The sequence below is a fragment of the Microtetraspora sp. NBRC 13810 genome, from assembly GCF_030268685.1.
Taxonomy (GTDB): Bacteria; Actinomycetota; Actinomycetes; order Streptosporangiales; family Streptosporangiaceae; genus BSRQ01.
On sequence record NZ_BSRQ01000003.1, the window covers coordinates 225,573 to 248,132 of the forward strand.

At 72.6% G+C, this 22,560-nt stretch carries 21 protein-coding genes and 1 riboswitch; of the genes, 7 read left to right on the forward strand and 14 right to left on the reverse strand.

Going from position 1 to position 22,560, the window contains the following annotated elements; genetic code table 11:
- Positions 1 to 293 precede the first annotated feature (293 nt).
- Complete coding sequence (locus QSK26_RS08195; RefSeq protein ID WP_285774390.1) at positions 294 to 1,034, forward strand: GntR family transcriptional regulator; 741 nt, start codon at positions 294 to 296, stop codon at positions 1,032 to 1,034.
- A gap of 9 nt (positions 1,035 to 1,043) precedes the next feature.
- Here QSK26_RS08195 and menD read toward each other — a convergent pair whose 3' ends face one another.
- On the reverse strand, positions 1,044 to 2,702 hold the full coding sequence (gene menD, locus QSK26_RS08200; RefSeq protein WP_285774391.1) for a 2-succinyl-5-enolpyruvyl-6-hydroxy-3-cyclohexene-1-carboxylic-acid synthase: 1,659 nt from the start codon (positions 2,700 to 2,702) through the stop codon (positions 1,044 to 1,046).
- A gap of 74 nt (positions 2,703 to 2,776) precedes the next feature.
- Positions 2,777 to 3,601: a 1,4-dihydroxy-2-naphthoyl-CoA synthase gene (gene menB / locus QSK26_RS08205; RefSeq protein WP_285774661.1), complete on the reverse strand. Its 825-nt coding sequence runs from the start codon at positions 3,599 to 3,601 to the stop codon at positions 2,777 to 2,779.
- Positions 3,602 to 3,876: 275 nt separating this feature from the next.
- On the opposite strand from menB, the gene QSK26_RS08210 reads away from it, so the two are divergent.
- From QSK26_RS08210 to QSK26_RS08220, 3 genes are all read left to right on the forward strand, one after another.
- The gene (locus QSK26_RS08210) at positions 3,877 to 5,028 is read left to right on the forward strand and encodes an AMP-binding protein (RefSeq protein WP_285774662.1); all 1,152 of its coding nucleotides are present in this window, start codon (positions 3,877 to 3,879) and stop codon (positions 5,026 to 5,028) included.
- A 79-nt stretch (positions 5,029 to 5,107) separates the two neighbouring features.
- A complete protein-coding gene (locus tag QSK26_RS08215; protein ID WP_285774392.1) occupies positions 5,108 to 5,446 on the forward strand; it encodes a hypothetical protein in 339 nt (112 codons plus the stop codon).
- 213 nt (positions 5,447 to 5,659) lie between these two features.
- Positions 5,660 to 7,036 (forward strand): RNA polymerase sigma factor, encoded by a 1,377-nt coding sequence (locus QSK26_RS08220; protein WP_285774393.1) that lies wholly within the window; start codon positions 5,660 to 5,662, stop codon positions 7,034 to 7,036.
- Positions 7,037 to 7,112: 76 nt separating this feature from the next.
- Here QSK26_RS08220 and QSK26_RS08225 read toward each other — a convergent pair whose 3' ends face one another.
- Positions 7,113 to 7,517, reverse strand: a complete 405-nt coding sequence (locus QSK26_RS08225) for a hypothetical protein (RefSeq protein ID WP_285774394.1) — start codon at positions 7,515 to 7,517, stop codon at positions 7,113 to 7,115.
- 130 nt (positions 7,518 to 7,647) lie between these two features.
- Between QSK26_RS08225 and QSK26_RS08230 the strand changes: the two genes are divergently transcribed.
- Together QSK26_RS08230 and QSK26_RS08235 are read left to right on the forward strand one after the other, a co-directional pair.
- On the forward strand, positions 7,648 to 8,223 hold the full coding sequence (locus tag QSK26_RS08230) for a TetR family transcriptional regulator (RefSeq protein WP_352244298.1): 576 nt from the start codon (positions 7,648 to 7,650) through the stop codon (positions 8,221 to 8,223).
- Positions 8,224 to 8,480: 257 nt separating this feature from the next.
- Positions 8,481 to 8,678 carry a DUF5999 family protein gene (locus QSK26_RS08235; protein ID WP_285774395.1) on the forward strand — a complete coding sequence of 66 codons (198 nt, stop codon included), beginning with the start codon at positions 8,481 to 8,483 and terminating at the stop codon, positions 8,676 to 8,678.
- 145 nt (positions 8,679 to 8,823) lie between these two features.
- Here the strand turns inward: QSK26_RS08235 and QSK26_RS08240 are convergent, their stop codons facing one another.
- Positions 8,824 to 9,417 (reverse strand): alpha/beta hydrolase family protein, encoded by a 594-nt coding sequence (locus QSK26_RS08240; RefSeq protein WP_285774396.1) that lies wholly within the window; start codon positions 9,415 to 9,417, stop codon positions 8,824 to 8,826.
- A gap of 130 nt (positions 9,418 to 9,547) precedes the next feature.
- Here QSK26_RS08240 and QSK26_RS08245 point away from each other — a divergent pair, with 130 nt between their 5' ends.
- A complete protein-coding gene (locus tag QSK26_RS08245) occupies positions 9,548 to 9,910 on the forward strand; it encodes a hypothetical protein (RefSeq protein WP_285774397.1) in 363 nt (120 codons plus the stop codon).
- Positions 9,911 to 9,932: 22 nt separating this feature from the next.
- Here the strand turns inward: QSK26_RS08245 and QSK26_RS08250 are convergent, their stop codons facing one another.
- The 10 genes from QSK26_RS08250 to QSK26_RS08295 form a co-directional block, all read right to left on the reverse strand.
- Positions 9,933 to 10,730, reverse strand: a complete 798-nt coding sequence (locus tag QSK26_RS08250; protein WP_285774398.1) for a tetratricopeptide repeat protein — start codon at positions 10,728 to 10,730, stop codon at positions 9,933 to 9,935.
- 143 nt (positions 10,731 to 10,873) lie between these two features.
- Positions 10,874 to 13,723 carry an aminomethyl-transferring glycine dehydrogenase gene (gcvP, locus tag QSK26_RS08255; RefSeq protein WP_285774399.1) on the reverse strand — a complete coding sequence of 950 codons (2,850 nt, stop codon included), beginning with the start codon at positions 13,721 to 13,723 and terminating at the stop codon, positions 10,874 to 10,876.
- Between the two features lie 172 nt (positions 13,724 to 13,895).
- Positions 13,896 to 13,997, reverse strand: a riboswitch (glycine riboswitch).
- A gap of 47 nt (positions 13,998 to 14,044) precedes the next feature.
- Entirely contained in the window at positions 14,045 to 14,665 is a 621-nt protein-coding gene (locus QSK26_RS08260; RefSeq protein ID WP_285774400.1) for a MerR family transcriptional regulator, read from the reverse strand.
- A 148-nt stretch (positions 14,666 to 14,813) separates the two neighbouring features.
- The gene (locus QSK26_RS08265; RefSeq protein ID WP_285774401.1) at positions 14,814 to 15,284 is read right to left on the reverse strand and encodes a bifunctional nuclease family protein; all 471 of its coding nucleotides are present in this window, start codon (positions 15,282 to 15,284) and stop codon (positions 14,814 to 14,816) included.
- A gap of 134 nt (positions 15,285 to 15,418) precedes the next feature.
- Entirely contained in the window at positions 15,419 to 16,066 is a 648-nt protein-coding gene (gene ftsR, locus QSK26_RS08270) for a transcriptional regulator FtsR (protein WP_285774402.1), read from the reverse strand.
- 23 nt (positions 16,067 to 16,089) lie between these two features.
- Positions 16,090 to 16,602 carry a double zinc ribbon and FHA domain-containing protein gene (locus QSK26_RS08275; protein WP_285774403.1) on the reverse strand — a complete coding sequence of 171 codons (513 nt, stop codon included), beginning with the start codon at positions 16,600 to 16,602 and terminating at the stop codon, positions 16,090 to 16,092.
- Between the two features lie 244 nt (positions 16,603 to 16,846).
- Positions 16,847 to 19,348 (reverse strand): mannose-1-phosphate guanyltransferase, encoded by a 2,502-nt coding sequence (locus tag QSK26_RS08280; protein WP_285774404.1) that lies wholly within the window; start codon positions 19,346 to 19,348, stop codon positions 16,847 to 16,849.
- A 10-nt stretch (positions 19,349 to 19,358) separates the two neighbouring features.
- Positions 19,359 to 19,946, reverse strand: coding sequence for a cardiolipin synthase ClsA (gene clsA, locus QSK26_RS08285; RefSeq protein ID WP_285774405.1), 588 nt, complete (start codon positions 19,944 to 19,946; stop codon positions 19,359 to 19,361).
- Between the two features lie 77 nt (positions 19,947 to 20,023).
- Positions 20,024 to 20,701, reverse strand: coding sequence for a response regulator (locus QSK26_RS08290; protein WP_285774406.1), 678 nt, complete (start codon positions 20,699 to 20,701; stop codon positions 20,024 to 20,026).
- Positions 20,698 to 22,464 carry a sensor histidine kinase gene (locus tag QSK26_RS08295; RefSeq protein WP_285774407.1) on the reverse strand — a complete coding sequence of 589 codons (1,767 nt, stop codon included), beginning with the start codon at positions 22,462 to 22,464 and terminating at the stop codon, positions 20,698 to 20,700. Before QSK26_RS08295 ends, QSK26_RS08290 begins: the two co-directional genes overlap by 4 nt.
- Between the last annotated feature and the right edge of the window lie 96 nt (positions 22,465 to 22,560).

The following is a 22,560-nucleotide window of genomic DNA, read 5'->3' on the forward strand; positions in this document are numbered from 1 at the left end:
GTTGTAACCGCGGCATACCAACGTGTCAATCATTTGACCTGACATCAGGACGTGATTTCACGTGATGTCAGGACATGGGAGTGCGGATGCGCTCACAGGGCGCGGAGGTGGTCCAGCCCGGCCGATCCGGTCGAACCCCATGAACCGACTCAACAGCGCCCGCGCGCCCCCGTCAAACCCCACCCGCCATCGCGAACAGCAGTCCGTTATTTGTCAGGACATTCTGATGTCCGCTAGCCTGATCGCCACACTGGCCCCACGCATCGCCCGGCCCACCCCTCGCGGAGGAGTCCATGAGCGCCAAGCTTGAGATCGATCTGGATCGGTCCAGCCCGGTGCCCCTCTACTTCCAGGTCGCCGAGCAGATCGCCGAGGCCATCAGGAAGGGCGACCTGCCCCCGGGTTCCCGGCTCGACAACGAGATCCAGCTCGCCGACCGGCTCGGCCTCTCCCGCCCGACGATCAGGCAGGCGATCCAGTACCTCGTGGACAAGGGCCTGCTGGTGCGCAAGCGCGGCGTCGGCACCCAGGTCGTGCACGGCCAGGTCAAGCGCTCGGTGGAGCTCACCAGCCTCTACGACGACCTGCGCAGGGCCGGTCAGGAGCCGGCCACCCAGGTGCTCGCGCTGGACTCCGTCCCGGCGGGGGAGGACGTCGCGCGGATCCTCGCCGTCGCCCCCGGCACCCAGGTGCTGCGCGTGGAGCGGCTGCGCTACGCCGGTGGGGAGCCGCTCGCGATCCTGCACAACTGGCTGCCGCCGGGCCTCGCCCCGCTGACCGCCGAGGGCCTGGAGGAGCGCGGCCTCTACGAGCTGCTGCGCGGCTCCGGGGTGCGGATGCGGGTGGCCAACCAGCGCATCGGCGCCCGCGCCGCCTCGGCCGCGGAGGGCCGGCTGCTCGGCGAGCGTCGCGGCGCGCCCCTGCTCACCATGGTCCGCACCACCTACGACGACCAGGGCCGTGCCGTGGAGCACGGCTCGCACGTCTACCGGGCCTCGCACTACTCCCTGGAGGTCACGCTCATCGAGCGCTGACCCCGCGGGTCAGCCGAGCGCCTTGAGCACGGCCTCCTGCGCCGCCTCGCGCATCGAGGCGTGCAGCGCCGCGTTCGGCCCCCGGTCGGTGCGCACCTCCACCACCCGCGGCCCGTCCCCGCGCAGCGCCTTGGCGAGCTGCTCGATCTCGGTCACCTGCGTGTACGGCGTGCCGGTCGCCGCCGTGAGGTAACCCAGGTCCACCCCGTGCGGGGTGCCGAAGAGGCGCTCGAACGGCTCGGGCAGCGAAGCCTGGGACAGCAGGGAGAAGATCCCGCCGCCGTCGTTGTTCACCACCACCAGGCACAGGTCGGGGCGGGGCTCCCGGGGCCCGAGGATCAGGCCGTTCTGGTCGTGCAGGAAGGTCAGGTCGCCGAGCAGGGCGTAGGAGGGGCCGTTGTGCGCCAGCGCGGCGCCCATCGCGGTGGACACCACCCCGTCGATGCCCGAGGCGCCCCGGTTGGCCAGCACCCGCAGCCCGCGCCTCGGCCGCATGGCCTGGTCCAGGTCGCGGATCGGCATCGAGGAGCCGCTGAACAGCAGCGAGCCGTTGGGCAGCAGGTCCACGAGGTCCCTGGCGAGGCGCGGCTCGCTCAGCCCGGACCCGTCGAGCACGTCGTCGATCGCCGACCGCGCGGCCCGCTCGGCCCGCTGCCAGGAGTGCAGCCAGCCGTCGTCGCCCGCGGCCACCGTGATCTCCGCCGCCTCCGCGACCTGGGTCGCCGAACGCGTCGGGTCCGGCCAGCGGGCCAGGTCGGGCGCCACCACGATGTGCTCGCCCGCGTGCTGGAGCCAGGACATCAGCGGCCGGGAGAGCCCGGGACGGCCGAGCGTCACCACCACGTCGGGCCGATGGGCCTCGGCGAACTCCGGCGTGCCGAGCAGGAAGTGATAGGCCGAGACGGCGTGGTCGCCGTAGCGCCCGCCGCCGCTCGGCTCGGAGATCACCGGCCAGCCGGCCATCCCGGCGGCGGCGACGTAACGCCGGACGTTCACCGCGCCGTCGCCGACCACCAGCACGCCCCTGCGGGTGGGCGGGATGTGCAGGGACACCGCGGGCGGCGCCACCCGGGCCCGCACCCACGGCCCGGCGGGGTTGCCCTCCAGCGGCTCGCACCACGAGGTGTCCCCGTCGGGGATCAGCGGCTCGCGGAAGGGCAGGTTGAGGTGCACCGGGCCGGGGTCGCCCGGACCGAGGGCGCGCTGGTAGGCGCGGGCCGCCAGGGAACGCCAGTAGGCGATCTGGCCGGGCCGGTTCTCCGGCACGCCCACCTCGGCGAACCAGCGCACCGCCGTGCCGTACAGCTTGACCTGGTCGATCGTCTGGTTGGCGCCGGTGTCGCGCAGCTCGGGCGGCCGGTCGGCGGTGAGCACCAGCAGCGGCACGCCGGACTCGTGGGCCTCGACCACCGCCGGGTGGAAGTTGGCGGCGGCCGTGCCCGACGTGCACACCAGCGCCACCGGCCGCTCCGAGCGCCTGGCCAGGCCGAGCGCGAGGAACGACGCCGAGCGCTCGTCGATGCGCACGTGCAGCCGCAGCCGCGACTCGGCGTGCGCGGCCAGCGCCAGCGGGGTGGAGCGGGAGCCCGGCGCGACGACCATGTCGCTCACCCCGCATCGCACCAGTTCGTCGACCAGCACGGTCGCCAGCGCGCTCGCGGGATTCACGACATCGCCTCCTTCAGGCCGGTTGGTTCGTACACACTCTCCCGGATCGTCCGCCCGCCGGGAAAGCGTGGCCGCTAGGGGCGGCGGGGGAAGCGGGAGAAGTCGGGCTTGCGCTTCTCCTTGAAGGCGTCCCTGCCCTCCTGGGCCTCCTCGCTCATGTAGTACAGGAGCGTCGCGTCACCGGCGAACTGCTGCATGCCCGCGGCGCCGTCGGTGACCGCGTTCAGCGCGCCCTTGAGCATCCGCAGCGCCAGCGGCGACCTCTCCAGCAGCTCCCTGCACCACTGGATCGTCTCCTCCTCCAGCCGCTCCAGCGGGACGACCGTGTTGACCAGGCCCATGTCCAGCGCCTGCTGGGCGTCGTACTGCCGGCACAGGTACCAGATCTCGCGCGCCTTCTTCAGGCCCACCGTCTCGGCCAGCAGCCACGCGCCGTAGCCGCCGTCGAAGGAGCCGACCTTGGGGCCGGTCTGCCCGAACCGCGCGTTGTCCGCGGCGATCGTCAGGTCGCAGCACACGTGCAGCACGTGGCCGCCGCCGATGGCGTAACCGGCGACCATCGCGATGACCGGCTTGGGCAGCCGGCGGATCTGCACCTGGAGATCCAGCACGTTGAGCCGGCCGATGCCGTCGGGGCCGACGTAGCCGTCGTCGCCGCGGATCTTCTGGTCGCCGCCGGAGCAGAACGCCTGGGTGCCGGCGCCGGTGAAGATGATCACACCGACCTCGCCGTCGTCCCTGGCCCGGTTGAAGGCGTCCTGCAGCTCGAAGAGCGTCGTGGGGCGGAAGGCGTTGTGCCGCTCCGGCCGGTTGATCGTGATCTTCGCGATGCCCTCGGCGGTCTCGTAGAAGATGTCCTCGTAGTCACCCGACCGCTTCCAGTCGATCGTACTCACGATCCGTCCCTCCACTCGCTCACCCCGCAGACCGGGAGTCGGGCGGGGACCGGGGACCGCCCCCGGCGTCGACCAGCGGACCGCGGACCTGGGCGGCAGCACAGGACCCCTCGGCGATTGTCCGGCTTGTCGGAGCTAACCTTACGACCGTGCCACCTACACACGTGCACGCGGAGCGCTCTTCCGCGTCACCGGCGAGCACGGAGCGCATCGGCCGCCGCCTCGCGGAGACGGCGGACCGCGGCCCCGCCGTGCCCCCGGACGGCGGGGAGCGTCCGCTGCACGCCGTGGTGCTGCCGCCCGGACCCGCGCTCTTCGACGCCGTGCGGGCGGCGCTCGGCGGGGACGGCCCGGCCGTGCTGCCGCTCTCCCCTGCCCTGCCCGCCGCGGCGCTGCGCGCCGCCCTCGGGGCGCTGCGGCCCACCCACGTCGTCACCCCGGAAGGCGTGCGCCGCCACCCGGGGGGCGTGCCCGCGCCGGACCAGGTCGCGGTGGTGATCGCCACCAGCGGGTCCACGGGGGCGCCGAAGGGCGCGCAGCTCACGGCGGAGGCGCTGCGCGCGTCGGCGTCGGCGTCGCTGCGCAGGCTCGGCGCGCAGCCGGGCGAGCGCTGGCTGTGCTGCCTGCCGCCGGACCACATCTCCGGCATGCAGGTGCTGGTGCGCTCGCTGCTCGCCGGCGCCGAGCCGATCGTCCACCCGGGCTTCTCCCCCGAGGCGGTGCTCTCCTCCGGCGCCGCGCACGTGTCCCTGGTCCCCACCCAGCTACGCCGCCTGCTCGGCCACGGCGCCGGCCCCGGCGTCTTCCGCACGATCCTGCTCGGCGGCGCCGCGGCCGCGCCCGCCCTCCTCACCGCCGCCCGGGACGCCGGCGCCCGGGTGGTCACCTCGTACGGCATGAGCGAGACCGGCGGCGGCTGCGTGTACGACGGCGTGCCCCTGGACGGCGTGGACGTCAAGGTCGGCGCCGACGGGCGGATCAGGATCGCCGGCCCCGTGCTGTTCTCCGGCTACCGGCTGCGCCCCGACCTCACCGGGGCGGCGCTCGAAGGCGACTGGTTCGTCACCTCCGACCTCGGCGACCTGTCCGGCGGGCGGCTGGGCGTGCTCGGCCGGGCCGACGACGTCGTCAACACCGGCGGCAACAAGGTCGTCGCGGCCGAGGCGGCCGGCGTGCTGAGCGGCCATCCCGCGGTCGCCGACGCCGCCGTGGTGGGCCGGCCCGACCCCGAGTGGGGCGAGCGCGTCGTCGCGGTGGTCGTCCCCGCGGACCCGAAGGCCCCGCCCACCCTGGCCGCGCTGCGCGCCTACGCCAAGGAACGGCTGCCCGCCTACGCCGCCCCCAAGGAGCTGGTGCTCCTCGCCGAGTTCCCGCTGCTCCCGAACGGCAAGCCGGACCTCCAGGCCATCAGGCGGGCTAGTTACAAATAACCAGAATCGCCGACACGTGGAACCTTTGGCACGGTAAGCCACGTCCTATGAGAAGCTGGGACCAAGGAAGGAAACCTGAATGAACCCAACCCGCAAGATGTGGATCTCCGCCGGCGTGGTCGGCGCGGTCCTCGTCGGCGGCGTGTCCGTCGCTGCCGCCGCCACCACGGGCCGGCTCGCAACGGTCAGTCAGGAGACCAAGACCGTGGTCACACCGGGCCCCGAGGAGCCGCAGGCCACCCCCTCCGAGGCCGCCCAGGACCCTGCGGGCCCTACGGACCCTGAAGACTACGTCGTCTCCGGCGAGATCAACCCGGACCCCGCGCACGTCGGCGAATACTGGACCGACGACCGGCTGGAGCAGGCCGAGCCGATGCCCATGCCGATGGTCACGTTCTCGGAGAACGCGACCAGGTAACCCCCCGGACGCCGGCGCGGCGGGTCACGTCTCCCGCCTCGCCTCTTTCCGCCCGTCAAGGGCCGGTTTCCGGCTATCCGGCGGCGGTGTGGGCGCCCAGATGGGAATTAACTGCGCCCTGGAACGTTATTGATACTGGTGCGCCGCGCGGACTGACCCGCCCCACCCGAACAAGCCCGCAAGACGACGACTCTCCTGTGAGGAGGTGCCCTCATGCCCCGAACCGCCGTGGCAGCCCCGCCCGAGGCTTCCCCGACGTCCCTCGACCGACTGCTCGACCGAGGGCGAGCACAAGGTCACCTTTCTCTGGCCGAGCTCCGGCACGCGTTCGCGCACGCCGGGCTGACCCCCAACCAGGGCCGCTCGATTCTGCGCGAGCTCACCGAGGCGGGCGTCAGCCTGGGCGCGGACGAGGAGCCCGCGCCGGGGAAGGCGGCCGTGAAGACCCGCGCCGCCAGGGCCAAGACGACCCCCAAGACCGCCAAGGCCGCGACCTCCCGCCGCGCCAAGGCCAAGGACGCGGCCAAGGACGCGCGCGCCGCCGCCGCGGACCCCGCGGGCGGCCCCGCCGACGCCGGGATCGACGCGGCGCAGGAGCCCGGCGAGGAGTGGCTGGCCGCCGAGGCGCCCGAGACCCGCGAGGTCGAGGCCGAGCAGCTCGACCTGGACGACCAGTCGTCCACGATGGGCGACTCGGTGCACACCTATCTCAAGTCGATCGGCCGCCGCACGCTGCTCACCGCGGCGCAGGAGGTCGAGCTCGCCAAGCGCATCGAGGCCGGCCTCTACGCCGAGCACAAGCTGGAGTCCGACCCCGGTCTGCCCGAGGCGGTCCGCGCCGACCTGGAGTGGGTCGTCGCCGACGGCAGGCGGGCCAAGGACCACATGCTGGAGGCCAACCTGCGGCTGGTCGTCTCGGTCGCCAAGAAGTACACCGACCGCGGCATGGCGTTGCTCGACGTCGTCCAGGAGGGCAACCTCGGCCTGATCCGGGCGGTGGAGAAGTTCGACTACACCAAGGGGTACAAGTTCTCCACGTACGCCATGTGGTGGATCCGGCAGGCCATCCAGCGCGGGTTCGCCGACTCGGCGCGCACGATCCGGCTGCCGGTGCACGTGCTGGAGATGCTGTCCAAGCTCTCCCGCATCGAGCGTGACATGCACCAGCGTCTCGGCAGGGGGCCCACCCCCGAGGAGCTGGCGGTCGAGCTGGACCGTACCCCGGACCAGATCGAGGAGCTGCTGCGCACCAGCCGCCAGCCGATCAGCCTCAACGCCACGATCGGCGACGACGGCGAGACCACCATCGGCGACCTGATCGAGGACGTCGACTCCCCCGAGGCGTCGGAGGTGGTGGACCGGCAGCTGCTGGCCGACCAGCTCCGCTGCGTGCTCGGCAACCTGTCCCCGCGGGAAGCCAAGATCATGGCGTTGCGCTTCGGTCTCATCGACGGCAAGCCGCACACGCTCGACGAGATCGGCAAGCACCTGGGGCTGACCCGGGAGCGCATCCGCCAGCTGGAGAAGGAGTCGCTGTCCAAGCTGCGGCACCCCAGCAACACGCGCCCGCTGCTCGACTGGGCCAGCTGACCCCGCCTGGCCGCACATGCGGGACGCCCGGTGCCTTCACGGCACCGGGCGTCCGGCGTCTATGGGGGGTCCGGCCTCAGCGGGAGACGACGGCCGGAACGGGGCGGGGCAGCCGGGGGACGCCGGTCAGGCGGTGCTGCTCGCGAAGGGTGCGCAGGCGGCTGACCTCGGCGGTCCACATGGCCCCCGCGGGGACGGCCCTGGCCTTGCGGCGCGCGATGCGGTCGTCGTAGGCCTTCACGCCGTAGGTGGCGCGGGCGTTGGCCTCGGCCCCGCGCAGCGCCTCGGTCAGCGCGCGGTCCAGGACCAGGGCGGCCTCGCGGAGCCGGTCGATCGGCGCGCGCTGCGCCTGGAGCTCGTGCAACGCGTGCTCGGCCGCCCGGGCGCGCTCGAGAAGCTCCGCGTAACCTTTGCCGACCTCCTGGTCGGCGTGGTAGCGGACCTCCGCCTCCCGGCTCACTCGCGGTCGGAAGAACGCCATCGCCTGCCCCTCCCCTGGGATGTCGCCGGCCCGCGCCGGCGGCTGTCAAACCTGCGAGGGCAACTTTACCGCCTGGATCGGATCCCCCCGCGCGCGGCGCCCTTTACACAGTAAGGCCGATCTTGGCAGGATGATCGGCATGCCCGCCAAGCGCCCGCCCATCCCGCTCTCCCGCGAGCGGATCATCGACGCCGCCCTGGAGATCGCCGACGCGCAGGGGCTCCGCCGCCTGACGATGCGCAGGCTCGGCGACGCCCTCCAGGTGGAAGCCATGGCCATTTATCACCATGTGCCGGGTGGCAAGGAGGCGCTGCTCGACGCGCTGGCCCAGCACGTCACCACCGTGAGCGTCGATCCCGCCGGGCTGCCCGCCTGGCGGGACCTCGCCGGGGCGTGGTGCCGGGCCGGCCGGGCCGCACTGCTCGCCCATCCGGGCGTGCTCGCCCTGGCGATGACCAAGCCGCCGCGAGGCAGCGCCGCCGCGGCGATCAGGGAGCAGACCCAGCAGCTCTCCGACGCGGGCCTCGCCGACGCGCCCGCCGCGGTGCGCGCCCTGCGCTCGTACGTCTTCGGCAGCGTCGCCGTCGAGCTCCAGCAGACCGGGTGGGCCGACCCGAGGACGGAGCACGTCTCCGGCGATCCCGAGGGCGACGCCGCCTTCGAACGCGGGCTGTCCGCGCTGCTGACCGGGCTGGCCGGGTCGTAACACACTGTTTACCGCTTCGGCGGCGAGCCGAGGCTCGAACGTTATCCAGGATGGGGCACCCTGTGTGCTAGGTCACACGCACCATGACTGACCACCCGGTCGGCAAAGCGGAATCGTCCTAACGGGCTATGTCGCCGGTGCGGCAGCACAGCGCACACTGTCAATGTGTGGTTCACCACACGCCAACCCCAGTCGCTCGCCGCCCGGGAGACCCCTGGCCCACGGCGAGCCCCAGAACACAGATCCGGAGGCACACCGTGTGCCCTCATGAGCCGTCCTGTCCGTCCGCGGACGCCGACGACCGCGACGCGGCCCGCACCGTCGCAGCGCACCCCGAGCAGGGCTGGAGTTTGCTCTGCAACGGAGTCGTGCTGTTCGAGGACACGGGCGAGCTGCTCCCCAACGGCGCGGTCATCGACCCGCATCGCCCGTTCCCGCTCGTCGGCGCGGTCTGACCCTCGTCGGCGCGGTCTGACCCTCGTCGGCGCGGTCTGACCGCAGACCGGTCACCGACCGGCCCCCAGACAGCCGCAGACCGGCCGCAGCCGGGCTCCCGCCTCGCTGTGGCCAGGCCACGGCTCCGTCCTGACCCGAGGCCGTTCAGCCCGTCCGGCCGACGAGCCACTCGGCCACGACCTCTCCCACCCGGGCCGGGTCCTTCTTGAACTCGTGCCCCTCGCCCGGCAGCACGACCAGCCGGGCCGCGTCCGCCGCGTCCGGCACGCCGAACGGGTCGCGGTCGCCGTTCACCACCAGCACGTCGACTCCCGCGCCCCTGAGTTCCGCCACGCGGGAGCGTTCCGGCCTGCCCGGCGGATGCAGCGGGAAGGCCAGCGCCACCACCGCCGCCGCGCCCACCCCGCCCGCCGTACGGCAGGCCACCCTGGCCCCGTTGCTCCGGCCGCCCTGCACCAGCGGCAGGCCCGGATAGCGCGCCCGCAGGCCGCCCACCACGTCGATCCACGCCTCGTCCTGGCGCGCCGCCGGGCCGGGGGCCCTGCGCCCGGCCAGCCGGAAGGGCTGTGTCACCCGCGCCACGGTCGCGCCCGCCCGCAACGCGGCGTCGCGGACGGCGAGCAGGTCCGGCGCGTCCACCCCGCCGCCCGACCCGTGGGTGAGCACCAGCAGCAGCCTCGGCCCGGCCGCCTCGTCGATCTCCACCCGCGCCGGCCCGTACGGCGTCATGACCTCCATGACGTGCAACGTTAACGCCTCCGGCCGCCAGAGGCCGCCCGGCCCGGCGCGGCCGGTCATCCCTGAGCACGAGGGAGGAGTGGCCCCGCAGGACGATGGAACGCGCCGCGCGCGGGGTTAGCGTGAACCCGTGCGCGACGAACCCCTGCCCCGCGACGAGATGCGGGCCGCCTTCGAGACCAGCCGCAGTCTCGGCCCCGACTACGACGCGGCCCTCGCCGAGTCCTTCGCCGACAAGGTGGAGGCGACGCTGGCCGCCCGCGTGCGGTCGGAGGTGGACGCTCGCCTGGGCGTCCGGCCCGGACCGCCGCACCACGCCCCGCCCCCGTCCCGGTCCGGCCGCGAGGCCATGTGGCTCGGGCTGGGGTCGATGCTCCTCGGCATCCCCCTCACCGGCATCGCGGCGAACGAGGCGGGATTCCTCGGCCTGCTGCTGGCGTGGGCCGGGATCATCATGGTCAACCTCGCCGCGGCGGTCTCCCGGCGACTCTGACCACCGGTCGCCGCGGGGGCGGTCACAGGTCTCGTTCCATCCTCAGGCGTACCTGGCCGGCAAGGTCCTCGTCGGCGTGCTCCAGGCCGTAGCGCCACACCCGCGCGGCGTCCTCGTCGCGCCCGCGCAGCGGCAGCGTGCGGGCGAGCAGTTCGATGGCCAGCGCGCTGGTCTCCACGTCCGTGCCCTCCTCGACCGCGGCTGCGAACTGCGCACAGGCGAGTTCCAGGTGCGCGATGCCGAGCAGCACCCGCAGCCGCTCCGCCGCGGCCACCACCGGCGCCTCCAGGGCGGTCAGGAGCACGTCGGCCGCCTCCCCGGGCTCGCCGGCATCCAGAAGCCGCTCGGCGAGCCACTGGGCCGCGCGGGAGACCACGTCCGGGTCGCCGGTGGCCAGCGCCTCGCGCAGTGCCCGCTCGACCTCGCCCGCGTCGCCGTCGGCCGCCGCCAGCCTGGCCAGCGCCATGTGCGCCAGCGGCAGGTAGGCGGGATTCCCCAGGCCGATGACGGCCTGCCAGGCGGCCCTGGCCTGGCCCGCGCTGCCCTCCCGCTCGAAGCTGCCCGCGAGGTGGCAGGCCGCCTGGGAGGCGAACTCGGGATGCCCGGTGGCCAGCGCCGTACGCGCGGCGGACCTGGCCTCCTCGATGTCGCCCCGCTCGTCCAGCACCACCGCGAGTCCCACGGCCGCCTGGGCCCGGTCCGGCGCGTCGGGATCGGCGACCAGCTCGGCGAGGATGCGCGCGGAACCGTCGAGATCGCCGTTCTCCGCCATCCAGCGGGCGGTGTCCAGGGCGGGCATGTCCAGCTCCGGGGGGGTCATCGAGCTCCTTAGTCAAATGATCACCCTGAAGCCTAACGACTCACGCCCTTCCCGTCCTCCGACATGCCCAGACCTGGTATGACCAAGTTCTTCCCATGCGCCCCCCACGCACCGGCAAAGGCGCGTGGGGGGCGGGCGGGCGGCTAGTCCTCGTAGGCCGACAGCGGGGGGCAGGAGCAGACCAGGTTGCGGTCGCCGTATGCCTGGTCGATGCGGCGGACCGGCGACCAGTACTTGCCCTCGCGCAGCGACGGCACCGGATAGGCCGCCTCGGTCCGGCCGTAGGGGTGCGTCCACTCGTCGGCGACCAGGCAGTCGGCCGTGTGCGGCGCGCCGCGCAGCGGGTTGTCCTCGCGGTCGTAGGCGCCGGAGGCCACCTTGCCGATCTCGCCCCTGATCGCGATCATGGCCTCGCAGAAGCGGTCGAGCTCGGCGAGGTCCTCGCTCTCGGTGGGCTCGATCATCAGCGTGCCCGCCACCGGGAACGACATCGTGGGCGCGTGGAACCCGTAGTCGATGAGCCGCTTGGCGACGTCGTCGACCGTGACGCCGGTCTCCTTGGTGATCTGCCGCAGGTCGATGATGCACTCGTGGGCGACCAGGCCGCCGCGGCCGGTGTACAGCACCGGGTAGTGCGCGTCCAGCCTGCGGGCCAGGTAGTTGGCCGACAGGATGGCCTGCTCGGTGGCCGCCTTGAGGCCCTCGCCGCCCATCATCCGGATGTAGGCCCAGGAGATGGGCAGGATGCCCGCGGAGCCGTACGGGGCGGCGGAGACGGGGCCGACCGGGGAGCCGTCGCGCAGCGGGTGGCCGGGCAGGTAGCCGGCCAGGTGGGCGCGGACCGCGACCGGGCCGACGCCGGGGCCGCCGCCGCCGTGCGGGATGCAGAACGTCTTGTGCAGGTTGAGGTGCGAGACGTCGGCGCCGAAGTCGCCGGGCCTGGCGAGGCCGACGAGCGCGTTGAGGTTGGCGCCGTCCACGTAGACCTGCCCGCCGGCCTCGTGGATCCGGGCGCAGACCTCGGTGATGGTCTCCTCGTAGACGCCGTGCGTGGACGGGTACGTCACCATGATCGCGGCAAGCTGGTCGCGGTGCCGCTCGATCTTCGTGTCGAGGTCGGCGAGGTCCACGTTGCCCTGGTCGTCGCAGGCCACCACGACGACCCGCATGCCGGCCATGACGGCGCTGGCGGCGTTGGTGCCGTGCGCGGAGGACGGGATGAGGCACACGTCGCGGCCCTCGTCGCCGCGCCCGCGGTGGTAGGCGCGGATGGCGAGCAGGCCGGCGAACTCGCCCTGGGACCCGGCGTTGGGCTGCAGCGAGACCGCGTCGTAGCCGGTCACCTCGGCCAGCCGGGCCTCCAGGCCCTCGATCAGCTCGCGGTAGCCCTCGACCTGGTCGTCGGGGGCGTAGGGGTGGATCCCGGCGAACTCCGGCCAGGTCACCGGCTCCATCTCGGTGGTCGCGTTCAGCTTCATCGTGCACGAGCCGAGCGGGATCATCGAGCGGTCCAGCGCGATGTCCTTGTCCTGGAGCCTGCGCAGGTAGCGCAGCACGGCCGTCTCGGACCGGTGGGTGTGGAAGACGGGGTGGGTGAGGTAGGCGGACTCGCGGGCCAGCCCGGCGGGCAGCGCGTCGGCGACCGGCCCGGCGGCCCGCCCGCCGACGCCGAAGGCCGCCAGCACGGTGTCCACGTGCCCGCCGGTGGTGGTCTCGTCGCACGCGGCGGCCACGTGGTCGGCGTCGGCCAGGCGCAGGTTGACGCCCCGCTCCGCGGCCGCCGCGACCACCTCCGCCGCGCGCCCGGGCACCCGGGCGAGCACGGTGTCGAAGAAGGTCTCGTGCACGACCTCGACCCCGCCGGCGCGCAGCCCGGCCGCGAGGTCCGCCGCGTGCGCGTGGGTGCGGCGGGCGATCCTGGCGAGGCCCTCGGGGCCGTGGTAGACCGCGTACATCCCGGCGATCACGGCGAGCAGCACCTGCGCGGTGCAGATGTTGCTGGTGGCCTTCTCCCGGCGGATGTGCTGCTCGCGGGTCTGCAGCGCGAGCCGGTAGGCGGGCCGTCCGTCGGCGTCGCGCGAGACGCCCACCAGGCGGCCGGGCATCTGCCGCTGGAGCCCTTCGCGGACGGCCATGTAGGCCGCGTGCGGGCCGCCGAAGCCGAGCGGCACGCCGAACCGCTGGGAGGAGCCGATCGCGATGTCGGCGCCCAGCTCGCCGGGCGAGGCGAGCAGCGTGAGGGCCAGCAGGTCGGCGGCGGCCACGACGAGGGCGCCCTGCTCGTGGGCGGCCTCGGCGACGGCCCGGAAGCCGGCGATCCGGCCGCTGGCGCCGGGATACTGCACCAGGACGCCGAAGCACTCGGGCAGCCCGGCCGCGCCGGCGAGGTCGGCCTCCACCAGCTCGATGCCGAGCGGCTCGGCCCTGGTCGCCAGCACCGCCTTGGTCTGCGGGAGGGCGTCGGCGTCCACGACGAACACCGCGCTCTTGACCTTGCTCGCGCGGCGCGCCAGCGTCATCGCCTCGGCCGCGGCGGTCGCCTCGTCCAGCAGGGACGCCCCGGCGACGTCGAGCCCGGTCAGGTCGGTGATCACGGTCTGGAAGTTGAGCAGCGCCTCCAGCCGGCCCTGGGAGATCTCGGGCTGGTAGGGCGTGTAGGCGGTGTACCAGCCGGGGTTCTCCAGCAGGTTGCGCCGGATGACGGCGGGCGTGTGCGTGTCGTGGTAACCCAGGCCGATCATGGAGACGAGCACCCGGTTGCGGGCGGCGATGGCGCGCAGCTCCGCGATTGCCTCGACCTCGCTCACCGCCTCGGGCATCCGCAGCCGGTCCTTGGCCCTGATCGCCTCGGGCACCGCGACGGCCACGAGGTCCTCGACGGAGGCGAAGCCCACCGCCTCCAGCATGCGGGCCCGATCGGTGTCGGAGGGGCCGATGTGGCGGGTGGCGAAGGGCGGCGGGGCGAACTCGCCGGGCGAAGACAGGTCGGTCATGGGGAAAGCCTCCCGAGGCGTCGGAGACCGGCGCTGGACGCGCGCGTATGCCGGGTCTCCCCCTCTGTCATCGCGACTTCGTCATCGCGACCTGAGAGCTTCACCCCCGCCTGCGAGGATTTGCACCGTCGGTGAGTCACGCCTGGCGAGCGCGCCTGCTTTCCAGAGTTGCCTCACCCGCACGGTACGGCTGCCTGAGAGATTCCGGGGAGGTTGCTCCTTCGGCGCCCCGATGCGCCGCGAACGGCGTCGAGGACTCTCCCGCACAGGGTCGTCGGCCTTGTCGCCTCCAACCCTACCCCGTCCTGCACCTTGCCCGACTTATCCCGTCTTACGAGCCTTACGGCGTCGCGCGAGCTCGTCGTCGGGGTGCTGGTCATCGAGGCCCGGGGCGGCCTCCGCGCGTTCCCCCGGCAGCTCCGCGAGCGATCCCTCGACCTCGCGCCACACCCTGCCGAGCGCGATCCCGAACACGCCCTGCCCGCCCTGGAGCAGATCGATCACCTCGTCCGCCGACGTGCACTCGTACACGCTCACGCCGTCGCTCATCAGGGTGATCTGCGCCAGGTCGTTGACCCCGCGGTCCCGCAGATGCTGTACGGCGGTGCGGATCTGCTGGAGCGAGACGCCCGTGTCGAGGAGCCGCTTGACGACCTTGAGCACCAGGATGTCGCGGAAGCTGTAGAGCCGCTGCGACCCGGAGCCTTGCGCAGCTCTTATACCGGGCTCGACCAGCCCGGTGCGCGCCCAGTAGTCGAGCTGCCTGTACGTTATCCCGGCAGCCGCACAGGCGGTGGGACCGCGGTAACCGATGTCGGCGGGCAACGCCGTCGGCTGCCCGTCGAAGAGCAGACCCTGCTCACCGGCACGCTGGCGCGCGTGCTCGCGCCGTCCGGGATCATCCTGGCCGGCTGTCTTACCCTCGCCGCTGCTGACCGCCACTGCGGACCTCCGGCTTTCTCTCATCCCGCGGTCTGATCTGGGGGTTCGTGAATGACAACCGCGGGGTTCACTTGCACCGTAGGACCGTGCTCATCAGCAGTCAACGATCCGGCTCGGCGCGTCGTGAAGCGTAAATGCACTGAAATGCCTACCCGGCCCGGCCGAAGTCCTCCGGGCTGATCGTGTCCAGGAACTCGCGGAACTTCTCCACCTCGTCCTCCTGGTCGTCGGGGATCGTGACCCCCGCCTCCTGTACGACCTCCTCACTGGCGAAGATGCGCGCCCCGGTCCGCAGGGCGAGCGCGATGGAGTCGGACGGGCGTGCGCTCACCTCGACACCGTTGGAGAACACCAGATCGGCGAAGAAGATGCCGTCGCGCAGGGACACGATGTTGACGGTGCTCAACCGCACACCCAACGCGTCCAGCACGTCTCTGAACAGGTCATGCGTCAGCGGCCTGGGCGGAGGCTCGTCCGCCTGGGCCATGGCGATCGCCGTCGCCTCGGTCATGCCTATCCAAATGGGCAGGTAACGCTCCCCGTGCGCCTCCTTGAGCAAGACGATCGGCTGGTTGGTGGGCATCTCGACCCGGACGCCCACGACCTCCATCTGCAACACGGGCTGCTCCGTATCCGTTGTCGCGCGCCCGCCGCGGCCGCACCGCGTCAGACCCGCTCGCTTGGTCACCATTGGTCGCTCAACACCGCAATTCAACGTAACACTCACGGGGACGCGAATGACCCGACGGGTGGTCAACGGCCCAGAACGCCCCGGACCTCGGTACGCACCAGCGCGGCGTGCAGGAGCAGCAGGAGCTCGGAGATCTCCCGGGCCGTCTCGTCGGCCCGGTCGATGGCTCCGGGGGCCCGACGGCGCAGCAGGGGCGCGACGGCCTGCTCCACGAGCGCGGCCTCGCGGTCGGCGGCGGCCTTGACCGGCCGCAGATGCCTGGCGTGCACGCCGAAGGCGGCGAGGGCGCCGACGCTCCTGGCCACCGCCAGGGCGTCCGCGTCGTAACGGCGGGCGACCCCGGCCAGCAGGCCGAAGTCCTCCAGCTCGGTGAGGGTCTCCTCGTCGAGGCCGCTCGCGTCGAGCAGCTCCTCCCGGCTGAGCCGGACCTCCGCCCGCTCGCCGGGCACCGCGCGCGGCCTGGCCACCGGCACGTCCTCCCGGGCCGCGGCCTCCAGGTGGTCCTTGATCACCCGCAGCGGGAGATAGCGGTCGCGCTGCTCGGTCAGGATGTAACGCAGCCGCTCGACGTCGGCGTGCGTGAACTTGCGGTAGCCGGAGGGGCTGCGCTGCGGCTCGATCAGCCCCTCACCCTCAAGGAAACGGATCTTGGACACCGTGATGTCGGGGAACTCGCCCCGGAGCAGGGCGAGCACCTCCCCGATACTCATGTGCGACCGCGCTGCCTGGGCGCTCATGGCCCTCCAGCGCCCCTGGTGAGGAACACCAGGCGGAACTTGCCGATCTGCACCTCGTCCCCGCCGTAGAGGGGCACCTCCTCGATGCGCTCGCGGTTGACGTAGGTGCCGTTGAGGCTGCCCACGTCGCGCACGGTGAAGGCGCCGCCGCCCCGCCGGTAGAACTCCGCATGTCTGCGTGACACCGTCACATCGTCCAGGAAGATGTCACTCTCCGGGTGGCGACCCGCCGTGGTGAACTCGTTGTCCAGCAGGAAGCGGCTGCCCGCGTTGGGCCCCCGCTGGACGACCAGCAGGGCGGTGTCCGGAGGCAGTTGCTCGACCGCGGCGCGCTCGGCTTGGAGCGTCTCACCTGTCTCCGCCTCGTACGCCTCGATCCCGGCGATGGAGATCGTCGACGTGGTGTCACCGGGCGCCTCGGTACGGCTCAGCGGCGATCCACATCGCGAGCAGAAACGGGCATCCTCGGGGTTGGCATGACCGCACTGCGTGCAGTAGACGCTCGGCATCGATCGGCTCGGCCTCCTACCGCGAAGACGCGGCTATGGTGCTCACGACTACGTCTCGCTCTTCGCTTCTCAAACGTTCCTCCGACTGCGAATGCCGCAACATACGCTGATCAGGCGCAAAGGTCAAGACGAGGCTGGACGACGGGTTCGGACCTCACAAAGTTACAGCCGGGCACACCCCAAGGTCCATGCCGCCGCGCCGTTCGGCATGATCGACCCTCGCTCGTGGCAAAATCATCTCCTGTCATGTCCCGGCCGCCTGCTCCACCACCCGGGCCCAGTGTTCGAGCAGACTCTGCGCCGAGTCCATGTCCTGGGCCTCGGCCCACAGGTGGGTGACCGCGTCGGTGGGGTCGGGCAGCACCAGCGCCCAGCCGCCGTCCTCGGCGACCACCCGCACGCCGTCGGTGGTGTCGATGAGCTGCCCCTCGGCCGCCTCGATCACCGAGCGCATGACCGCGCCCTTGGCCGCCCACGGCGTGGGCACGGTGCGCTTGAGGATCTTGGCTTCGGGTATCCTGGCGTCGATCTTGCTCAACGACAGGCGGGTGCGCGACACCAGCCCCAGCAGCCGCAGGAAGGCGGCCAGCCCGTCCACCGTGGGGGCGAACTCCGGCACCACGAAACCGCCCCGCCCGTCGCCGGCGAAGATCATGTCGTGTCCCCCGGCGGCGGAGGTGAGCGCGTCCACCGAGGTGGCGGTCCACTCCACCTGCACGCCGTGGAAGCGGCAGACCTGCTCGGCGACGCGGGTCGTGGTGACCGGCAGCGCCACCCTGCCGCCGCCGCGCTCGGCCGCCACCAGGTCGAGCACCACCAGCAGGGCGCGTTCCTCGCTGATGAGCTGGCCCTTCTCGTCGACCAGCGCCACCCGCTCGCCCACCGGGTCGAAGCGCACGCCGAACGCGGCGCGCGCCGAGGACACCAGCTCCGACAGGCGTTGCAGGTCGCGGCGGCGCTCGGCGAGCGTCTCGGTCGGCGAGGCGTCGTCCAGCCGGCTGTTGACCGTCAGCACGTCGACGCCGACCCGGCCGAGCAGGTTGGGCAGCACCAGCGAGGAGGTGCCGCCCGCGCAGTCCACGACGACCTTCATGCCGGTGTCCCGCACGCCCCGCATGTCCACGCAGCGCAGCAGCTCGTGCGCGTAGTCGTCGATCGCCCTGGCGGGGAAGCCCAGCTCGGCGATCTCGCCGGGGAAGGCGCGGCGGAACTCCTGGCGGGAGAAGACCCGCTCCAGCTTCCGCTGCTCGCCCAGCGACAGGTCCGCGCCCCGGCCGTCCATGAAGACGATGTCCACGCTCTGCGGGTCGCCCGGCGTGGTGCGCAGCGCGATCCCGCCCACGGCCGCGGTGCGGGCGGTGTGGAAGCGGGCCACCGGCAGCGGCGCGGCCTCCAGGTCCAGCACGTCGATCGCGCCGGCGTTGAGCGCGCTGATCACGGCCCGTTTCAGCGCCCTGGCGGCCCGGGAGGAGTCGCGCGAGGTGACGACCGAGGCGCCCTTGCGCAGCGTGGTGGCGTAGGCGCTGGCCAGCCGTACGCACAGCTCGGGGGTGATCTCGACGTTGACCAGGCCGCAGACGCCGCGGGGGCCGAACAGGTTGCGCTGGCCGCGCGACTCCCAGATGACGCTGGTGTTGATCACCGCGCCGGCCTCGACGGTCTTGAACGGGTAGACCTTGACCCCGGAGGAGACGTACGCCTCGGACTCGATGATGCACTCGTCGCCGATGACGACGCTCTCCTCGATCCTGGCGCCGGTCATCACGTCGGTGTTCTTGCCGATCACGCAGCCGCGCAGGTTGGCGCTGGGACCGATGTAGACGTTGCCGTGCACGATCGCCCGGTGCAGGAACGCGCCCTCGCGGACCACGGCGTTGCTGCCCAGCACGGTGTACTCGCGCAACTCGGCGCCGGCCTCCACCTTGGCGTAGTCGCCGATGTAGAGCGGCCCCTTGAGCACGGCGTCGGCGTCCACCGAGGCGCCCTCGGCCACCCACACCCCCGGGGACAGCTCGAAGCCGTCGATCTCGATCTTGACCCGGCCGGACAGGGCGTCGGACTGGGCCTTGAAGTAGCTCTCGTGGGTGCCGACGTCCTCCCAGTAGCCGTCGGCGACGTAGCCGTAGAGCGGGGCGCCCCGGGAGAGCAGGCGGGGGAAGACGTCGGAGGACCAGTCGACCACCTCGCCGGCGGCCACCTCGTCCAGCACCTCGGGCTCCATCACGTAGATGCCGGTGTTTACGGTGTCGGAGAACACCTGGCCCCAGGTGGGCTTCTCCAGGAAGCGCTGGACCCGGCCCCGGTCGTCGACGATGACGATGCCGAACTCCAGCGGGTTGGGCACCCGCTTGAGGCCGATGGTGACCAGGGCGCCGTTCTCCCGGTGGAAGCGGATCATGTCGGTCAGGTCGATGTCGGTGAGGGCGTCGCCGGAGATGACCAGGAACCGGTCGTCCCGAAGCTTGTCCACGGCGTTCTTGACGCTGCCCGCGGTGCCGAGGGGCATGTCCTCGGTCGCGTAGTGGAGGTTCATGCCGAGCTCTTCGCCGTCACCGAAGTAGTTGCGGATGAGCGCGGCCAGGAACTGCACGGTCACGACGGTCTCGGTGAGCCCGTGCCTGCGCAGCAGCCGCAGGACGTGCTCCATGATCGGCCGATTGATCACCGGTAGCAGGGGTTTGGGCTGGTTGGCGGTCATCGGCCGGAGCCGTGTCCCTTCGCCACCCGCCATCACGACGGCCTTCACAGATCACCCCTTATGAGGTTTTTGCCCGTTTCACGAGCTGGCGCACCTGTACCACATAGAGCACCCCCGCCCACCAGTACAGTCCCGTCCCCCAGATCGCGCAGGCCCAGCCGAAGATCCGGGCCGGATCCGCGTACCACGCCTCGTGCGAGGCGAGGAACAGCAGCGGGAACGCGTACAGCAGGTTGGCCGTGGCGGCCTTGCCCAGGAAGTGCACCGGCGGCGCCGGATCGTAGCCCAGCCGGCGCAGGATCGGCGGCACGATGAACACCAGCAGCAGGTCGCGCAGTGGCACCGCCACCGCCAGCCACCAGGGGATGATCTCCCGCATCGCCAGCCCGAAGAGCGTGGCCAGGATGTAGAGCCGGTCGGCCAGCGGGTCGAGCATGCGGCCGAGCCTGCTCGTCTGATTCCAGGCCCGCGCCAGCTTGCCGTCGAGCCAGTCGGAGAACCCGGCCAGCATCAGCAGTCCGATGGCCCAACCGTCGGCCCTCGGGCCCAGCACCAGCCACAGGAACACCGGCACGCCCAGCAGCCGCGCCAGGCTGAGGGCGTTGGGGATCGTCCAGATCCGATCCTCGCCGGTTTTCACGGTCACGCTGCCGACCCTACTGCGTGACCCTCGGGTGCCGCGTGCACGCCCCGCCGCCCTTAGTCCCGCCGCGGAGCAGGGGTTCAGCGCGCGGGGAAGTTCCGCACCGGGCGGAAGGAGGCGTCGACCAGGCCGATCCGGTGGGCGACCACCGCGGCCTGGATGCGGTTGCGCAGGCCCAGTTTGTCCATCGCGGCCGCGACGTGCGTCTTCACGGTGGTGACGCCCACGCTGAGCGTCTCGGCGATCTCCGCGTTGGACAGCCCGGCGCCGACCAGGGCGAGCACCTCCAGCTCGCGCCCGGTGAGCGAGGCGGGCACCGGCTGGGCCGCCTGCTCCTCGGCGGCCAGCGCCCGCTCCACGACACGGCGCAGCACGGAGGGGGCGAGCAGCGGCTCCCCCGCCGCCGCGCGGCGCACCGCGTCCAGCATGCGCTCCGGCTCGTCGTCCTTGACCAGGAAGCCGATGGCGCCGGCGCGCAGGGCCGCGTAGACGTTCGCGTCGTCGGCGAAGGTGGTGAGGACGACGACGCGGGCGGGCGGCCAGGCGGCCAGGATGCGCCGGCACGCCTCCAGCCCGTCCATCCTGGGCATCCGCAGGTCCATCAGCACCACGTCCGGCCGGTGCAGCTCGCACAGCCGTACGGCCTGCGTCCCGTCCACGGCCTCGGCGCAGACCTCCATCTCGCCGGTGGCCTGCAACAGCATGCGCACCCCCGCGCGGACGAGGGCCTGGTCGTCGGCGACCAGCACACGGATCATCGGTCCCCTCCCGTCGGGTCGAGGCGGATCATCTGGGGCAGCCGCAGCCGGCACGACCCGCCGTCTGCGGCATCCTCCGGGGCGCCTGCGTCAGGTTGGTCTTCTGCGTCGCCTGCGCCGGGCGCGGGCTCGCCGTCCGGCGCCGGGCGTCGCGGGCGTCCCCGGTGGGGGGAGGCGGCCACCGGCAGCGAGGCGGTCAGCGACCAGCCGCCGCCCGGCAACTGGCGGGCGCTCAGCGTGCCGCCGAGGGCGCCGGCCCGCTCCCGCATGCCGGGGATGCCCCGGCCGGAGGAGGGCAGCCCGGCCGGCGGCGCCGCGGCGGGCCCGTTGCGCACCTCGACCCACACCCTGCGGGCGTCCACGGTCACGTCGACCCGCACCTCGGTGCCCGGTCCCGCGTGCTTGAGCACGTTCGTCAGCGCCTCCTGGACGATCCTCGCGGCCGACGTGCTGACCACCAGGGCGGTGTGCGCCAGCTCCGGATCGAGCTCCAGCCGCACCTTCAGCCCCGCGGACCGCACCCGTTCCACGGAGTCGCGCAGCAGCTCGACCGGGTCCGCGAGCGGCAGGTCCCCGGGACCGGGGTCGCGCAGCACGTCGAGCAGCCCGCGCAGGTCCTCCAGCACCTGGTGGCCGGTGGCGCGGATGTCGGTGAGCGCGTCGGCGACCGGTCCCGGCGGCTGCGCGTACTGCGCCGCGCCGGCCCGCAGCACCATCGCCCCCACGTGGTGGGCGACGATGTCGTGCACGTCCCTGGCGATCCGCTCCCGCTCGGCGAGGCGGTCGGCGCGCATCCTCGCCGCCATGTGCTTCTCCGCCTCCCTGGCCATCCTCCTGCCCAGTTCCCCGGCGCGCTGCCGGCCGCGCAGGTAACGCCCGATGGCCACCGGGGTCGCCACCATCGTCATGAGCAGGAAGGCCCGCCAGGCCGTCACCTCCAGCCCGTCGTCCACCACCGTGATCGCGGTCACCGCGCACGCGCCCAGATAGACCACGGTGGTCCAGCCCCACGACGCCCGCATGGAGAAGATCGCGACGGTGACCATGAGGGTGGCCTGCAGGGTGTCGGCCGCGTTCATCGCGTAGGAGTCGGCCACGAGCAGGATCAGCGCCTGGAACAGGAACACCGCTCCCGGCACCCTGCGCACCACGCCCAGCGACAGGCCGGCGAGCATGACCAGCAGGCCGTTGACCGGCACGGGGAGCGTGCCGCTGTGCCACTCCCGCCAGGTGCCGAGCACCGAGATCGCCACCCCGGCCCCGGCGAGCAGCACGTCGGGCTCGATGCCGGACGTCTCGCCGTCCGGCAGCCGCCGCTCGGCTCCGCGCAGGTAGCGCCCGATCAGCACCGGCAGCACCGCGGACCCCGCCGCGTAGAACCAGTACGACGGGCGCAGCACGATGCCCGGGTCGGCCATGTTGAGCGCGGTGGCGAGGCAGCCGCAGACGGCGGCCGGCACGATCCACCGCCAGGGTCCCCGGTTGGCGAGCACGCCGAGGGCGATCGGCACCAGGATCTGGACGCTGTTGGCGGTGTAGGCGCCGAGCTGGTCGGTCAGGACGAGCTGCGCGGAGAGGTAGAGGCTGACCGGCCCCGGCCAGCGCCGCAGGAATCCCAGCGAACCCCCGACGGCGACGGACATCGCGGCCCCGACGACGCCGGGGACGCCGCCGGCGGTCCAGGACTGCGCCGAGACGAGCACGTCGAGGACGATCCCGGCAAGAGCCAGGAAAACATCCACCATCACGCTGCGCCCTCGCATGGCTGAACGGTATACGGAGGTTTGCCATGGTCCGTAGTCCGTTCGGGTGGTCGGCCCTCCTCCAAGTGGCCGGAAGGTCGGCCGTTAGGCGGACCG

What these genes read in the sequence shown, in the direction of transcription:
- QSK26_RS08195 (WP_285774390.1), top strand. Translation starts at nt 294, where the DNA reads ATGAGCGCCAAGCTTGAGATCGATCTGGATCGGTCCAGCCCGGTGCCC.
- QSK26_RS08215 (WP_285774392.1), top strand. Translation starts at nt 5,108, where the DNA reads ATGAACCCAACCCGCAAGATGTGGATCTCCGCCGGCGTGGTCGGCGCG.
- QSK26_RS08220 (WP_285774393.1), top strand. Translation starts at nt 5,660, where the DNA reads ATGCCCCGAACCGCCGTGGCAGCCCCGCCCGAGGCTTCCCCGACGTCC.
- QSK26_RS08225 (WP_285774394.1), bottom strand. Translation starts at nt 7,517, where the DNA reads ATGGCGTTCTTCCGACCGCGAGTGAGCCGGGAGGCGGAGGTCCGCTAC.
- QSK26_RS08230 (WP_352244298.1), top strand. Translation starts at nt 7,648, where the DNA reads ATGATCGGCATGCCCGCCAAGCGCCCGCCCATCCCGCTCTCCCGCGAG.
- QSK26_RS08240 (WP_285774396.1), bottom strand. Translation starts at nt 9,417, where the DNA reads ATGGAGGTCATGACGCCGTACGGGCCGGCGCGGGTGGAGATCGACGAG.
- QSK26_RS08250 (WP_285774398.1), bottom strand. Translation starts at nt 10,730, where the DNA reads ATGACCCCCCCGGAGCTGGACATGCCCGCCCTGGACACCGCCCGCTGG.
- gcvP (WP_285774399.1), bottom strand. Translation starts at nt 13,723, where the DNA reads ATGACCGACCTGTCTTCGCCCGGCGAGTTCGCCCCGCCGCCCTTCGCC.
- ftsR (WP_285774402.1), bottom strand. Translation starts at nt 16,066, where the DNA reads ATGAGTATCGGGGAGGTGCTCGCCCTGCTCCGGGGCGAGTTCCCCGAC.
- QSK26_RS08275 (WP_285774403.1), bottom strand. Translation starts at nt 16,602, where the DNA reads ATGCCGAGCGTCTACTGCACGCAGTGCGGTCATGCCAACCCCGAGGAT.
- QSK26_RS08290 (WP_285774406.1), bottom strand. Translation starts at nt 20,701, where the DNA reads ATGATCCGTGTGCTGGTCGCCGACGACCAGGCCCTCGTCCGCGCGGGG.
- QSK26_RS08295 (WP_285774407.1), bottom strand. Translation starts at nt 22,464, where the DNA reads ATGCGAGGGCGCAGCGTGATGGTGGATGTTTTCCTGGCTCTTGCCGGG.